Annotated in this window: 15 protein-coding genes; 7 read left to right on the forward strand and 8 right to left on the reverse strand. The window is 33.9% G+C overall.

Going from position 1 to position 15,312, the window contains the following annotated elements:
• Positions 1-10: 10 nt before the first annotated feature.
• The 3 genes from PLI06_03660 to PLI06_03670 form a co-directional block, all read right to left on the reverse strand.
• Entirely contained in the window at positions 11-352 is a 342-nt protein-coding gene (locus tag PLI06_03660; protein HOI76691.1) for a hypothetical protein, read from the reverse strand.
• On the reverse strand, positions 352-1,095 hold the full coding sequence (locus PLI06_03665; GenBank protein ID HOI76692.1) for a ParA family protein: 744 nt from the start codon (positions 1,093-1,095) through the stop codon (positions 352-354). Before PLI06_03665 ends, PLI06_03660 begins: the two co-directional genes overlap by 1 nt.
• Before the next feature lie 243 nt (positions 1,096-1,338).
• On the reverse strand, positions 1,339-1,632 hold the full coding sequence (locus PLI06_03670) for a hypothetical protein (protein HOI76693.1): 294 nt from the start codon (positions 1,630-1,632) through the stop codon (positions 1,339-1,341).
• 162 nt (positions 1,633-1,794) lie between these two features.
• Between PLI06_03670 and PLI06_03675 the strand changes: the two genes are divergently transcribed.
• On the forward strand, positions 1,795-2,382 hold the full coding sequence (locus PLI06_03675) for a hypothetical protein (protein ID HOI76694.1): 588 nt from the start codon (positions 1,795-1,797) through the stop codon (positions 2,380-2,382).
• Between the two features lie 3 nt (positions 2,383-2,385).
• The gene (locus tag PLI06_03680) at positions 2,386-2,826 is read left to right on the forward strand and encodes a GIY-YIG nuclease family protein (protein ID HOI76695.1); all 441 of its coding nucleotides are present in this window, start codon (positions 2,386-2,388) and stop codon (positions 2,824-2,826) included.
• On the opposite strand, the gene PLI06_03685 is transcribed toward PLI06_03680, so the two are convergent.
• On the reverse strand, positions 2,782-3,384 hold the full coding sequence (locus tag PLI06_03685; GenBank protein ID HOI76696.1) for a methyltransferase: 603 nt from the start codon (positions 3,382-3,384) through the stop codon (positions 2,782-2,784). The two genes, PLI06_03680 and PLI06_03685, sit on opposite strands and share 45 nt — an antisense overlap.
• 93 nt (positions 3,385-3,477) lie before the next feature.
• On the opposite strand from PLI06_03685, the gene PLI06_03690 reads away from it, so the two are divergent.
• The 5 genes from PLI06_03690 to PLI06_03710 are packed head-to-tail and all read left to right on the forward strand — an operon-like array spanning position 3,478 to position 8,200.
• Positions 3,478-4,116, forward strand: coding sequence for a hypothetical protein (locus PLI06_03690; GenBank protein ID HOI76697.1), 639 nt, complete (start codon positions 3,478-3,480; stop codon positions 4,114-4,116).
• 8 nt (positions 4,117-4,124) lie between these two features.
• Complete coding sequence (locus PLI06_03695; GenBank protein HOI76698.1) at positions 4,125-5,024, forward strand: ATP-binding cassette domain-containing protein; 900 nt, start codon at positions 4,125-4,127, stop codon at positions 5,022-5,024.
• The gene (locus tag PLI06_03700) at positions 5,014-6,207 is read left to right on the forward strand and encodes an ABC transporter permease (GenBank protein HOI76699.1); all 1,194 of its coding nucleotides are present in this window, start codon (positions 5,014-5,016) and stop codon (positions 6,205-6,207) included. Before PLI06_03695 ends, PLI06_03700 begins: the two co-directional genes overlap by 11 nt.
• 6 nt (positions 6,208-6,213) lie before the next feature.
• Entirely contained in the window at positions 6,214-6,996 is a 783-nt protein-coding gene (locus tag PLI06_03705) for a DUF1638 domain-containing protein (GenBank protein HOI76700.1), read from the forward strand.
• Complete coding sequence (locus tag PLI06_03710; protein HOI76701.1) at positions 6,989-8,200, forward strand: cation:proton antiporter; 1,212 nt, start codon at positions 6,989-6,991, stop codon at positions 8,198-8,200. Before PLI06_03705 ends, PLI06_03710 begins: the two co-directional genes overlap by 8 nt.
• On the opposite strand, the gene PLI06_03715 is transcribed toward PLI06_03710, so the two are convergent.
• The 4 genes from PLI06_03715 to PLI06_03730 all read right to left on the reverse strand — a co-directional run bounded on the left by PLI06_03715 (position 8,165) and on the right by PLI06_03730 (position 15,293).
• Positions 8,165-9,331: a 50S ribosome-binding GTPase gene (locus tag PLI06_03715; GenBank protein HOI76702.1), complete on the reverse strand. Its 1,167-nt coding sequence runs from the start codon at positions 9,329-9,331 to the stop codon at positions 8,165-8,167. The two genes, PLI06_03710 and PLI06_03715, sit on opposite strands and share 36 nt — an antisense overlap.
• 126 nt (positions 9,332-9,457) lie before the next feature.
• Positions 9,458-12,559, reverse strand: a complete 3,102-nt coding sequence (gene ileS / locus PLI06_03720; protein HOI76703.1) for an isoleucine--tRNA ligase — start codon at positions 12,557-12,559, stop codon at positions 9,458-9,460.
• 53 nt (positions 12,560-12,612) lie between these two features.
• Positions 12,613-13,551 carry a DNA primase catalytic subunit PriS gene (gene priS, locus PLI06_03725; GenBank protein HOI76704.1) on the reverse strand — a complete coding sequence of 313 codons (939 nt, stop codon included), beginning with the start codon at positions 13,549-13,551 and terminating at the stop codon, positions 12,613-12,615.
• A gap of 8 nt (positions 13,552-13,559) precedes the next feature.
• The gene (locus tag PLI06_03730) at positions 13,560-15,293 is read right to left on the reverse strand and encodes a glutamate--tRNA ligase (GenBank protein ID HOI76705.1); all 1,734 of its coding nucleotides are present in this window, start codon (positions 15,291-15,293) and stop codon (positions 13,560-13,562) included.
• Between the last annotated feature and the right edge of the window lie 19 nt (positions 15,294-15,312).

Here is a 15,312-nt window from a genome sequence, read left to right on the forward strand (position 1 = left end):
ATTTAATAATCTATTTTAAAAGTGCAGGATCCCTTCTATCAATATATTCTTTTATTGCTTCTTCAACTGTTGAGCTTCTTTCCCCAGTGTTCAAAGAAATTTTGATTGATCTCGGGATGCCTAATTTGTCTTTTATTAATGTGTCAAGAGCATTAACAAGCTCTTCGTCCAAGGAAAAACTTTTTATCACTTTTTTCTTTTTATATTGGGGTTTATCTGCATCTTGATGGGTAAAACGTTGAGTCATTATCTCTTTTTTTTCTTTTTCGTGATCAATTTCCTCTTTAGTGAGAATTACTCTTCTCTGTATTTCCTTCTCCAAATCATTCTTTAATCCCTCGGTTAAGGCCATCAAATTCCCTCCAACACTCTTTTACATAATTGAATATAATCATAGGCTCCTCTTGAGTTCAAAGAGTACTCAAATATTGTCTTTCCGTGAGCAAAACTTTCAGATAATTTAGTATCTATTCGAATATATGGACTTATGCTATCCTTAAAGTGGTCCATGCTCTCAAAGAATTCAATATATTCTTTAGTTCTTTTTACCCTTTCATCGACAAATGTTGGAACAATAAGGTCTATCTTCAAGTTTTTCTGAAAATCTTCTCTTAAATCATAAATCAGTTTATCAACTTTAAAAAGACCTTTTACAGAAAGATACTCCATTGATACAGGTACAAGCAGCTTTTGGCAGAAATTAAGGGCGTTTTCATTTAGTATACCTAATCCAGTTTGGCAGTCAATTAGAACATAATCATAATTAATACCTTCAAGGCGTTTCTTTAAAGCGTTCTCTCTATTTCTCCAACCTACCATTTCTAAGGCCACTTGAGATATAGTTTCATCTGAAGGCAACAAATCCAAATTTTTTCTAGCGTTTGTAATACATTCTTCAAAAGGTTCTTCGTCCTTTAGTAAATGATAAATACTTTTGGTAAATTTTACCCCTAGGCATTCTGCATCATTTCCCTGATCATCTATATCTATTATTAGTACTTTTTTCCCTGTAAGGGCAAGAGCATGCCCTAAGTTTATAGTGGTAGTAGTTTTTCCTGTTCCACCTTTCTGATTGTATATGGCAATAGATTCCAAGATATCACCTATTATATATTATTTAATAGATATTAACTATTAACTTATATGTATTAGTTATTAACTATTATGATTATTTATAAATGTTTTGGCCTGAAAAGAGCATATTTTTCACTGTTTTGAGTAGGCTAATTAGACTAAAAAAGAGAATCTAGAGATGGTATATAAATAGGCCCAAAATGATTGATAAAAGTTACTAATTAATAGTTATTATATAATAAATATTAATTATTAATTATTAAGTTATTCTATCAAGTTCCCATCTGGATCTACCAATATACCTTTTTTCTCAAGATTTCTTCTTAATCTCCAAAAAGAAGTTGTGGAAATACGCTTTTTTGCTTCTTTGAGGAATTTTTCAGCGTTTTTAGGGCTAATAAAGTGTCTCTTAACGAATTCTGTCTCTACAAGCTTTATCCTATTTTTTCTTCCTCCGCTTCCTTTAGATTCTATCAATTTAATTTCACGTTCAATTGCCCTTATCAGTTCTTCTCTAGAAATACCGTATTTCTTTGATAATTGGGTTTCTATATCCAATATTATCCCCCTGCATTTCAAAATTCTGTATTTTGAAATAGAAGAAGTTATTCAATTAATAAATCTTAGCTTTCAAGGATATATAGATTCTATTAACAAATAATGCACTTGTATATATAAATTTATATATTACTAATTCCAATTCATATATCTGGTGTTCATTTGAAGATACAGGTGTATAGTTACGTCGAAGAAAATGGTATAAAAATAGTAGTCAAACCTGCGACTAAATTGTTACCTGAAATGTTCAAAGAATACTTGAGGGATATGAAAAAATTCTCGTTTGTCTATAACGGTAATATTAAAGCTAACGAAATTTCTATTAAGGAACCAAAGCAGCTTGTTGCACTATTAAATTATTTCGATAAAAACTACAGGATTACAGGAGAACTAGAAGGCACAAAAGTATATTCCTGGGAAGATCTGGGTCTTTTTTTAAGTGAGGCTATCGATATATTAAAGATGAAATCATTAGAAAGAAAGAGCCAAAAAATAATTGTTTATTGTTCCAGAATTAATCTCCAATTCATGGATAAGATTTACGGTGAAAAAGTGCCAGAATGGATGAAAAGATACGATAAAATGGATAGGGACAAGGTTGTGGAAGAGCTACTAAATGATTCAAACGTTAAATTCATCAAAGAAAGTGCCGGAGATAAAAAAATATACTATGTTGATCAAATACCTGAAAAGCTTGAAGAATGGATTTCGCTTAAAGATAAGTTTATAGAGAAATATTCCACACTATAATTAATGCATAAAGGGATCTACTCATTGATATTACTAGTTGAAAATGATCAATATATACAAATTGGTAAGTTAGGAAATTATTTATTCAAAAAAGGGTATTATGTCTATAACGGTAGCGCTCTTGGTGGGTTTGGTAGGGTAAGGTACCATCTAAAAGAAAAAAAGAGTAAAAGGTGGCACATAGATTATTTAATCGATAAGGCCAAAATAATCAAAATTATCACTTCTGAAGTTAAAATAAATCAAGAACATTATCTTTCTAAGAGCCTAGCTAGTAAAAAAGGTGCCGAGATTCCAGTAATCAAATTTGGGTCTTCTGATTGTAACAAAGGCTGTAAATCTCATCTTCTTTATTTCAAAAAATTACCCGATGTAGAAGTTATCTATGAAAGTTTAGGGCTAAAATTTGTTATTTTTGAAAAAGCTGATTTCAAGAACATATAAGGTCTCAAAATCTAATTTTAATGTTTTTTTAATGTTATATTTAAAATTATTATTATCCAAATAATCGGTAGTATTCTCCAATGAATAGAGAGAGGATTGAAGTAGATAAGCTGTTCCATTGATAGATAAAAATAACCCTAGGCTCTTCAAGAATGCACGTATGTGATCCCCTCCATCGATACCTCCGTGGTATGATAAATCAATTAATTTTTTTGGCGGCGAATCAACAGGTAGGTAGGGAGGATTGAACACTATAAGATCGAATAAAGTTCCAGTTTTAATAGAAGAAAAAATATTAGAGGAAAAGAGATAAATGTTATTTATTGAGTTGGCTAAAGCATTTTGACGAGATAAAAACAATGAATATGGATTTATGTCACAGCCAAAGACTGTATCTATTTTCTTTGCAAGATGCAGAGAAATAAAACCGCTTCCTATACCTATCTCAAGGGCATTTCGGGAATTATTTGGATTTATAGCCTCAATCAATAGATATGAATCTTCACTAGGAGGGTATACATTTTCATCTTGAGCTATTTTAAAGTCTGATATCTCCATCTTATCACATAAGACATCTAAAAATTAATTAAAATTATAAATGTAACGGAATAATAAGTCATATATAGAGGCTGATGAAATGGTGGGCTTCAAATGAACCTGTTCAATAATGTTTTTTCAAAAGAGTATATTAATGATTTTAATCATCAAATTAAGTGTGTAAAAGATTCAGTCATAACACTTGAAGAGGCTATAAAGCTTCTAGAAAAAGAATGTATACCAGAAATGAAAGACAAGTGCAAAATAGTTTTGGAATTAGAAAACGAAGCGAGATCTTACGAAGATAAGTTAAAACAAAACCTTGATAAAGCTCTGTTATTAGGGCCAAATGGAACGAAATATGGTGAAATATCTATTCTCATAGGCAATATAGGTCAGAAAACAAAATCAGTTTCAGACATTCTAGTTAATTTAAAAGAAGAGAAATTTTCTAATGAGTTAATTAAAGATTTAGTAAAATTAGTTGAGACAAACGAAAGCATTACAAGGGAAATATACCTTATGATGAAAAAAATAGAAGATGCAGATAATGATAGAATAGATAGGTTTTCTAAGAAAATACTAAAGAAAAAGAATGAAGCAGAAGAATTATCTGATTCATTGTTAAATAATTATATTAAAAAAACTGAAAAAGATAATTTATCTGAGACATTTCAGGGCATAGTTGCGATATTAAAAAAAATACCCGAAGATGCAGATAATGTGGCCCAAATAATTAATAGACAATTATAGGTAGTAAAATGAAGGTAATAGAACTAAACAATGTTACAAAAAATTATAATGATAGGGTAGCGGTGAATAATTTTTCTTTTACTGCCGAGAGTGGTAAGATTTATGGATTTTTAGGGCCAAACGGAGCTGGGAAGACAACTACAATCAGAATGATTATGGGGATAATAGAACCAGATTCGGGAAGCATACAAGTTTTTGGGGAAAAACTTTCAGAAGAAAGTAAGAAAAAGATTGGTTATATCCCTGAAGAGAGAGGACTTTATAGAAAATACAAGGTATCTGACCTTTTACTTTATTTTGGAAGACTTAAAGGATTGAGTTTAGAGGAAGCCAGAAAAAATACAGAGATATGGCTTGATAGAGTTGGCCTTAAAGATAGGGCCAATAGCAAGATAGAAGAACTTTCTAAGGGAATGCAACAAAACGTTCAGCTTATTGTATCTCTAATTAATAATCCAGACCTTGTTATTCTAGATGAGCCGTTTATGGGGCTTGACCCAATCAACACAAGGAATATGAAGGAAATCATTTATTCGTTGAAGGAATCGGGGAAAACAATAATTTTTTCTACTCATCAGATGAATGAAGCTGAAAGACTTTGCGATCATATATTTTTAATCAACAAAGGGGTAAAATTAATTGATGGGTCGCTAGAAGAAATAAAAAAGAAATATTCAAAAAATTTTGTTTCTGTTGAGTTTAGGAATAAAATAACAAAACTTGAAGATATAGACATTATACAAAATGTTTATTTTGAGGGTAACAAAGCTGAGATAGAATTAAGAAAAGATACTAATTATAATGATCTTTTGAAGGTTCTATTGATCAAGGGGGATATAACTAAGTATGAAATATCAGAATCTTCACTTGAGAGCATCTTTGTTGAGGTAGTGACAAATGGGATCTAAAACAAAAATAGTTGCAGTAACTGAATTTTTGACTAATGTAAAAAGAAAGGAATTTATTATTCTTACCTTTCTTCTTCCTTTAATACTAGTAATGTCAATGGTTATCCCAGTATTTTTCATGCAGACGATATCTCACGAGAAGGAAACTCTTGGGGTAGTCGATGAAACAGGTGTTGTTTTGCCAATTCTTAAGGAAAGGTATAATGACTATATTATAAAAGACCTATTAAGTGCTGAAGAAGCCAAACAACTTCTTGAGAATAATAATATATCCAGCTATATAGTAATCCCAAGTGATTTTTTGGAAGTTGGGAAAGTTTCTTACTATTCAAAAGTTCAATTATCTTCATTCTCATCGGCTAATATGAATCTTGAGACTATACTCTCTGACATAGTTATCGAAGGCCTCCTTGAAGAAAAGGGCATTTCAAAAGAAATCATAGCAAAAATTAAGAATCCGATTGAAATGGAAAGGATTACAGTAACTAAGAAAGGTGAAGAAGTTGAAACGCCATTTTCTTTTGTTGGGAATTACCTTCTTCCACTATTTTTGTTCATGTCGATTATGAATGCAGGGGGGTATCTCCTAAATGGAATAATCGAAGAAAAAGAAAACAAGGTAGTTGAAGTTTTACTTTCCACAATATCGTCTAATGAACTTCTTTCAGGAAAGATTTTGGGCTTAGGGGGTTTAGGTATATTACAGGTTAGTATTTGGATGAGTGGAATAGTAGTCATTACTTCATTCTTAAAAATTCCCTTAGTTTCTCTCGAGAAAGGCATCTTAATTATGGTATTCTTCGTTTTGGGATACCTGTTCTATTCGTCAATATTTGCAATAATCGGTTCTATCTCAACTAGTACTAGAGACTCTCAGCAGATATCTGCATTGGTATCGTTTTTAGTTTTTATACCTCTATTATTGTTTTTTGGAATAGTCCAGAATCCAAATATGGCGTTCATAAGATTACTTGGTATGGCACCTCCTTTTATTCCAACGATAATGATGATGAGGATTCTGCTTTCTGAGGTTCCAGTGGTTGACATAATCATCTCATTACTCATTCTCTCTATTTCTCTGATAGTGTCAGTAAAAATTGCATCAAAAATATTCAAAATAGGCATATTGAGATATGGTACAAAGCCCAGTTTTAACGAAGTATTAAGGTGGGTTAGGGGATAGATCCTCATGAAAAGAATAGGAATTGTAGTATGCCAGATATTCGAGGATGAATTATTAGAAATACTTGGGAGTTTCCCTGAAATAGACAAAATATTGATTTATAATAATGAAGCCTCTAAAGCATTTCAGGATATAGCTACCAAAAATCTCCCTCCTGAAAAATTTAGGATAGTAAGAGAGTTATGTTCTGTGAAATTTTTGAAGAGAGAAAATGACGTTGAAGTGATTTTGTACCTACTCCCGCTTGCCTTGCATGTAGATCCTCCGTTGATAAAAAAAGAAGTGGCATCAGCGGCAAAAGATTTAGAAAAACATGTAGATTACCTCGTAGTGTTTTTTGGACTTTGCGGGAATTCTCTTGGAGATGTTGTAGCTTTAATGAAAGAAAGCAAGGTAGAAGTTCCAGTTGTTATATTAAAAGATAATGAAGGTGAAATTGTCGATGATTGTGTTTGTGCACTGATCGGATCAAGAAACGGCTACATAGAAACTATAAATGAGGAACCTGGTACATGGTTTATGACATACGGCTGGGCAAAATATTGGAGAGAGTTATCATGCGAGACTGTGGGGTCCTTTGACATCAATAAAATGAAGCTTGTATTTGACAAAACAGGATACAAAAGAACTGTTGCGGTAGATTTAGATTTTGGGGACAAAGAGATTTATTATGAAAGGTGTAAAGAGTTTTCTGAGATTTTCAATCTCCCAGTTTGTTATAAAAAAGGAGATATAAATATATTAAAGAAAGCTCTTGGAAAGGCTATAAAAGAGGTATTAGATGATTGACCTTACCAATATTTTGTTGATATTTTTATTTGCAAAGATATTTGGAGATATAGCAGAGAGGAAAAATATTTCTAGTATTGTAGGTCATGTCATTTGTGGTATAGCATTTGGGCCATTTTTATTGGGGATAATTTATCCAGGCAAAGAAATAGAAGTTCTTGCCGATATCGGGCTTTTAGTGATAATGCTTTATGCTGGGCTTACAAGTGAATATAAGGAACTATTAAAGGCCAAGTATACAGCAATTATTATTGGGATATTCGGCGTCATTACATCTTTTGTTCTATGCTTTTCAGTACCTTGGTTTTTAGGATTTGGATTAATTCCTTCCTTATTTGTTGGAATAATTCTAACAAACACTGCTGTTGAAATTATAGGGGGGATGGTAGCAAATGAAAGCAATCAGAATGTATCCCATATCCTCCTTGGAGCCTCTTTTTTTGATGATATAATTGCCATATATCTAGTTGGATTGTTGTCAACAATTACGCTTAATCAATCAACGTTTAATCTAGTAGATATAGGAAACGTAACCCTAAAAATTGTCATCTTTTTTGTAATTACTATTCTGATAAGTGAATTTTTGATATCTTCAAAAGGTCGAAGGATTGTGAAATATTTAGTTGAAGGCGACCAACACCAGTCCATTATGATTGTATTCATTTTCACGCTAGTTTTCGCTCTTTTCGCTTCTTTTATAGGGCTCCATGAAGTCATTGGTTCATTCCTTGCCGGCCTTGTGCTAAGCAGAATAAAGGAAAAAGAAGACCCAATGTTATCTTTTAGGATTAGATTTAATGAGGTAACTAGTGAGATGAATACATTAATGAGATTTTTATTTATGCCACTATTTTTTGTGTATATCGGGCTTTTGTTTAATCGAGAAAATACTCAGATAAATATTCCACTCATAATTTTATTATTCTTAGGCGCAATGGGAGGAAAGATAATAGGATGCGGTTTAGCCAGTAAACTTTGCAAGATAGACAACAGAAATTCACTTCTCGTTGGAGTGGGAATGTGTGGTCGAGGATCTCTAGAGCTTGCAATTGTAAGGTATGGATTCTCTAACGGCGTTATATCAAGTGACTTATACTCATCAATAGTAATAGTTACGTTGCTTTCTATAATAATTACACCAATCTTATTTGGTAGATTAATAAAGGAATCAGATGTGGATTTCTATGATGTCTCCGTCCCGTAATACATGCTCTGGCCCTACCCTCTGACCGTCAAATTTTGCTGAATCTCCCCAAACCCTGGCAAACTTGAAGTTTTTGTAGAGATTCTTATGAACTTTTTTGGCTGCATCGAGGGCCGTGGAGTCTATTTTCATTGGCATGGCCTCGTTGTCAATTTCTCTACCTGGAGAACGTGTGTATACCCTAATAATTCCTAAAATAGAAAATATTTCAAAGGGCAAGATATCAAGGTTAACATTGTTAATTGCAGAAACTGGGATAACTTTGAAATTAGTTACATGTATCTTGAGTCTTTCCAGGCCTTCTTTACTCCCAGGCAAATCACCCTTAGTTCCAATTATAATAGCTTTTTTATATTCTAAAGAGCTATCCAAGACTTCAAATATATCAGTTAAAGTGACAGGCTCTTTTATAGTTATTATGGCATTGTGAACTCTTTCTTCTTGAAGGATTTTTTTAACGTCTTGGGAATTGCATTCAACTAAAAAATTCTCACCAATTATTTCAATGCCCCCAGTTGGGATTTTTTGGATTTCTATGTTGGGAACTTTTTTATTAATCCTCAAGCCTTTAGCCTCAAGTTCTTTTAATATTAGTTCAAGGTCTTTTACAGGATCAACTGACAAATCAACTAGAATTACTATTGCATCGACGGCTCTTATTGCACTAATCAATGGGCCGCCCATACCCTTACCAAGAGAAACTCCTTCAATTAAACCAGGCATGTCAACAAGCTGTATCTGTATACCTTTGTATTGAAGCATTGCGGGTGTCGGCTTAACTGTAGTGAAAGCGTAATGCCCAATATCAACATCTTTTCCTGTAAGTTTGTTTAAAATTGTTGATTTCCCTGAATTTGGAAGTCCTGCTAAAGCAACTTGAGCTGCACCTTCTTTCCTAACAAAAAAACTAGCCCCTCCAGAACCGCCCTTCTTAAGTTCCTTTTCCTTTTCGACTTCCTTTTTTAGTTTTGATAAATTTCTTTTTATCTGAAGCTGCATCTTTTCTGTACCCTTGTGTTTGGGAATAGTACTAAGCATAAGTTCGAGAGCAACTAGTCTTTCTTTGGGAGATTTAGCAGATTTATATGCGTCTTCTGCCTTTAGGTATTCAGGGGTAACATTTGCGGGCATGATATCAAACCAGTGTATTCATATTGATATAAAAAACTTAGTTATACCCCTTTAAAAAAATTGAGATTATAAGATATAGTGTAGCTTAGAAATAGAGAAGAAGTAAAACATTCAAACATACCTATGTTAATTCAGTTTTTTGATTCCAATCAGGAATTTATCGCCGTCTATTTCCCATTCTTTATCAATATAGTTATTATCTTTGGAAAAAAGTAAGATTTTGCTTCTTGTTTCTCTCTTAATGTAGTCTTCATGATTCTTTAAGTCCGATTCAAAGCTAGATTCAACGTAAGAGTTGATGTATTCCTCTACATTTAGATTTGCCTGTTTTCTCATTTCCTGTATTCTTCGTATAACTTCTCTTGCTATGGCCTCAGACTTCAGTTCTTCTGTAATTACTGTGTAAAGGTAGACTCTTCCATTCTCAAACTCGCTTAATTCGTACCCTTGAGGTATAAGATAATTAAAGTTAACATCTTCAGGAGATATTTCAAATCCATCGACATTGAAGAAGCCGTCCTTTTCAAATCCAGATTTTATAAGACAAGGATTATGAGTCTTTAGTAGCTCAACAACTTTTTTTGCATCTCCCTTAAATTTAGGGCCAATTGATTTATGATTTGGAAGTATCTCAAGCTCCTGTATTACTTCACCAATTACTATCTCTTTAACATTAATCTGTTTCTTCATTATGCCAGATAAGGATTGAACAGCTCTTTTCACATTCTCATCTTGAGTTTCAACTATGGCCTTCGAAATCGGCCATCTTAGTTTAATGCCAGCTTTTTGTCTGGCGTGAAGAGTACCCTCAATTATGTTTCTAAGTATGGACATGTTTGATTCCAACTCGGAATCAATTAATGAAGAGTCATGTACGTCCCAGTCTGAAAGATGGATTGAGGATTCCCCGACAAAGTTTTTGTATATGGCTTCAGAAATAAAAGGGGATACAGGTGCTAATAGCTTTGATAATCTCTTGAATACATAAAATGAAGTAACGTAAGCACTTATCTTTTCCTTGTCGTCACCCTCAAGCCACATTCTTTCTCTTACAAGACGGATATACCATCTTGAAAGGTCTTCTAAGATGAATTCCTTTATTTTTCTAGGTATATAATGTAAATCAAGTGTATCAAAGTTATCTTCAACTTCTTTTGTAAGAGTATTAATTCTTGAGAGTATCCACCTATCCTCGTCTTTTAGGTATTTTTTTACATCTTTTAGGGGTGTATTGACATCAAATTTATCAAGAGACATGTAAAGGGTAACAAACTTATAGGCATTCCATAATATGTTAAAGGTTCTGTAAATACTTTCAACATTCTCCCAGTTAAACTTTAATTTATCCCAAGGTGCAATCTCCCATAGTAAGTAGAATCTTGTGACATCTGCACCATATTTTGCTATGACATCCTTTGGATCAACTACATTTCCAAGTGATTTTGACATCTTCTGCCCAAATTGATCCAAGACGAAATCATTCATCAAAACTTGATTGTATGGTGCCCTGTCAAAAACTATGAAGCTTTCAAGCATTAATGTATAAAACCAACCTCGGGTCTGATCAAGCCCCTCTGTTATGAAGTCCATTGGAAAAAGTTCATTGAATTTCTCAGTGTTTTGAGGGTATCCTAGAGAACTCCATGTTGAAGCTCCTGAATCAAACCAGACATCCGCTATATCAGGAACACGCTTCATCTTTTCAGAACATTTAGGGCAGTTTAGAGAAACTTCATCGATATATGGTTTATGCAGGTCCTCTGGAACCTTTCCCCCTAAAGATTTTATCTCATCAATAGAAGAAACAACAGTAATGTTTCCACATGTGCATTCCCATATAGGTAAAGGTATGCCCCAGAACCTCTGTCTTGAAATACACCAATCCCTTGCACCTTCAATCCAATTGTGAAACCTCTTTTCACCTGCCCAATCGGGTACCCATTTTACTTTCTTATTTTCTATTAATATCTGATCTTTGATAGCCTCTACCTTTACGAACCACTGGTCAGAAGCCCTATATAACAAAGGAGATTTACATCTCCAACAGTGAGCGTATCTGTGGAAGATAGAATCTCTAAAGACAAGGAAGCCTTTGTCTTCAATATCATCAATGATTAAATCATTGGCTTCTTTGATATAGATGCCCTTATACTTTCCAGCTTCTTCTGTGAAGTTTCCGGTCTCGTTTACAGGTGAAAATATTGGAAGCTTAAATTCTACCCCGGCACTGTAGTCATCAGGCCCGTGCCCTGGAGCTGTGTGTACACAACCTGTACCATCCTCCAATGTTACATAATTTGTAAGAATAATTGTATGTGCATTTGGCTCTTTGAACTGTTTGTGTACGGGTACATCATCATCAAATATATGCCTATATTTAAGGCCTAATAGAGCCTCTCCTTTCAAAGTTTCAATAATTTGATAATCATCAATTTCAAACAAGGTCATTAGTTTATCCAAAAGCTCCTTTGCAACTATCCATACTTCATTTCCTGCTTTTACCCTAACGTAATCATACTTTGGATTTACTGCAACAGCTACATTTGCTGGAATAGTCCATGGAGTTGTTGTCCATATAATAATATATTCATCTTTTCTGTCAACTAAGGGGAATTTAACATAAATTGAGTCATCTTCTACATCTTTGTACTCATCAGTTGACTCATAGCCGGAGAGTGGCGTTTCACATCTCGGACACCAGGCAACTGTGGCCTTGCCTTTATACAAAAGATTTTTTTCCCAAGCTTTCTTAAAGAAATACCAAGAGGCCTCTATGTATGAATTAGATAATGTCATGTAAGGATTTTCAAAATCACCTATCATTCCAAATCTCTTGTAAAAATCAATCCATATTTTAAGGAATGATAAGCCCCTTTCTTTACATGATTTTATGAAAATTTCTGTTCCTATTTTTTCAATATCACTCTTTGTTTTGGTGCCTAATAACTCCTCAATTTTTACCTCAATAGGAAGCCCATGCATATCAAATCCTGGTTGATGCCATACATTGTACCCATTCATTGATTTATATTTTAAGACGGGATCTCTCAAAGCCCTTGTCCTAGCATGACCTATATGTGGCATTCCGTTCATGTAGGGTGGCCCATCTAGAAAGAAATATTTAGGGCCATTTGATCTTAACTGCTTTAATTTGGCATAGATATCTATGTCATTCCAGTCCTCTAGTATTTTTGTTTCTAAAGAAACAGGATTGTAGTCTTCGGGCACCTCGGAAACCATGAAGTCAATAACTATAAATGTTTTAAAGGCTTTTGGTAAATCTAATCTTTTCTCTCTAAAACGAACTTTGGAACAGCTTGTTTTAATGGATCAAAATTTTCAATATCCTTTATTTCGACACATTTCATAGAAACTTTAGAGTGAAGCGTGGAAGGCAGCCTCAATATTCTTTTTACATCGACAGTAACCTTCCCGTCGACTAAAGATGCATTTATTCGCTCTATATGGCCCAAAAATTCATTTTTTGTCTTATCCCCTATACCTTTAATATCTAGAAAATCGGCATGGTAAGTATTTAGCTTCGATAAAATTGATTCTTTTTCTACGAGAAGAGTATCAACAATATTTTTACTAAAAGGGAGATCTTTTTCCTTCATTTTATTAAAAGTCAAGGTAAACATTTTTCTGTAAACAGCAGGATATCCATGAGATAAAAAAAGGTCTTTTGGTCTCTTAGAGCCTGTGACATATTCAAGTATTTCTGATCTTCTCTCTAGTGGAAGTACCTCTTTATCTACTACCCTCAAGTGGTACCCCCTGCCAGAATATACAAGGACTAATTGTTTTATGCCCAAATCTCCAATCATTGTGTCTCTTATTTTTAAAACAATTTCTTTAGCTTCAGACAAACATTTTTCACAAACGTGCCCTTCTTTACAGTCACAACTTTTGACTGTTAAGTCTTTGGCATCTATATCAAAAACTAGTTCGGCGCCCTTCCAGTCTTCTCTGTTTTTAGGTTTTGAATAATATGAAACGCTTGTGCAGACGGCATATGGAAAATTCTTAATTAAAAAATCTGAAAACAGACTAACATTTTCAAAGCCTTTGTATCTATCATTATATCCATTACCGTCGTGGTCGAAAGCAAATTCCCTTTCAGTTATCCGCTCGACTATAAAATCGGGAACATCTTTTTCTTTCCATTCTTCATGGTAGTATATCTTCCTCTCCCTCAGAGAGGCTTCTTTAAAATCCATAACTCACCTTATTTGTGGGTCAGAATGACAGTAACTCCACTGAGGTCTATCTTGTCAACTCTTACAAATCCAAAGCGTTCAAATTGCACAATGTCATCTACTTTTAGGTTGGCAATACCTTCTTCCCCATAACCGTTTATCGTAGTAAGAGAATTTGGATTGATATCCTCCCCTTCGTATAAGATTCCAGGTACTATAACTGATACTTTCACATTTTTGTCGGATACCCACTGAATCTTTTTTATTTTAGAAAGTTCATCTTTAGAGATTTTTTCGTCTGTGTGCATAGCTTTAATCGAATTAGGGGTAGTATCTATTATGAAAATATTGAATAGATCTTTTAATCTGAGTATTTGCCCATTAGTTATACCCGCGAAATCATTTCCAGATATGAAAAATTTATCTGTTATATGAACATCTCTAAAACCTCTATCAAAATCTGGGTGGCGCTTTAATTGGATAGTCTGGTAAGAAGCATCAATAACCTCAAGAGATTTAGGGTCTGAGACAAAATAGTATCTATCAGATGTTGAATCTATTACCTTCCTGTTGAGTGATTCTATAAGGGACCAATCAATTTCTGGTTCTGATTTTGAAAGTCCAATCTCCTCTGCGACCATATGAATAGCTTCTGGAGTTATGCCTCTTCTTTTAAGGCCACGAATTGTTACAAGTCGTGGGTCGTCCCATCCAGATACCACATGTTCTTCTATTAAAGGTCTAATTAGTCTTTTAGAAGTAGGCGCTCCTTTGACGGTGAATCTTGAATATTCAATTATTTTCGGATTTCTTAAATTTAGGAGCCCCCGGATATAATCCTGTAATTCTATTCTTAATGCAAATTCATTGCTTCTAAGTACATGTGTTACACCAAGCACAGAATCTTCAATTGCGCAAGCAAAGTCATAAACTGGCCATAGCCTGTATTTGTCACCTTGTATCGGGTGAGGGTGGTCAACAACTCTCATCATAGTTGGATCTCGCATGACTGTATTCTTGGAAGTCATATCCCCTTTGAGTCTGAGAGAATATTTCCCCTCCTCCGCTGTTTCCATCTCCTTCCAAAGAGAGAGATTATCTTGAACTGAGTTTGAAACGCATGGGCAATCCTTTGAGTCATATCTAAGCTTAGATACATATTCTGAATCACAGTTGCAGACGTAGGCCTTTCCCATGTTAATAAGATCTAAAGCATACTTATAGTAAAGTTGCATGTCATCAGACATGTTTCGCTCTTCATCCCAAGTTATTTTGAGCCATTTTAGATCTTGTTTTATGGCATCGTAGTACTCAAGTTTTTCCTTCTTAGGATTGGTATCGTCAAATCTTAGAATAACTTTACCATCGTATTTTTTAGCATAATAATAATTGAAGTAAAATGACATGCCATGCCCTATATGAGGATACCCATTTGGCTCTGGCGGAAGCCTTGTCACTACCTTTCCCATCTCTGCACCATCGAGTGGAGGGAGCACTTTGGGAGCTTCTTTTTCCTTTGGTTTTTCTAAAAAGTGTTCAGGGTATACTTCTCTTAATTTATTTTCAATATCTTTGTTAGACATTTTTGAAATTTGATTAATAGCTTCTTCCACAGCTAAAATTACATCTTTTGCCTGCTTTCTTACCTCAGGCATTTCAGCCATGATTTTTCCGGTAACGGCCTTAGAATTTGGAGTGCCCCCGTATTGAAAGGCGTTAATAAGAGCATATTTAAGCGCAAGTTTGTTCAAATCTTCACTCATTTTACCACAAATGATAATA

This window comes from Methanofastidiosum sp. (assembly GCA_035362715.1).
Taxonomy (GTDB): domain Archaea; phylum Methanobacteriota_B; class Thermococci; order Methanofastidiosales; family Methanofastidiosaceae; genus Methanofastidiosum.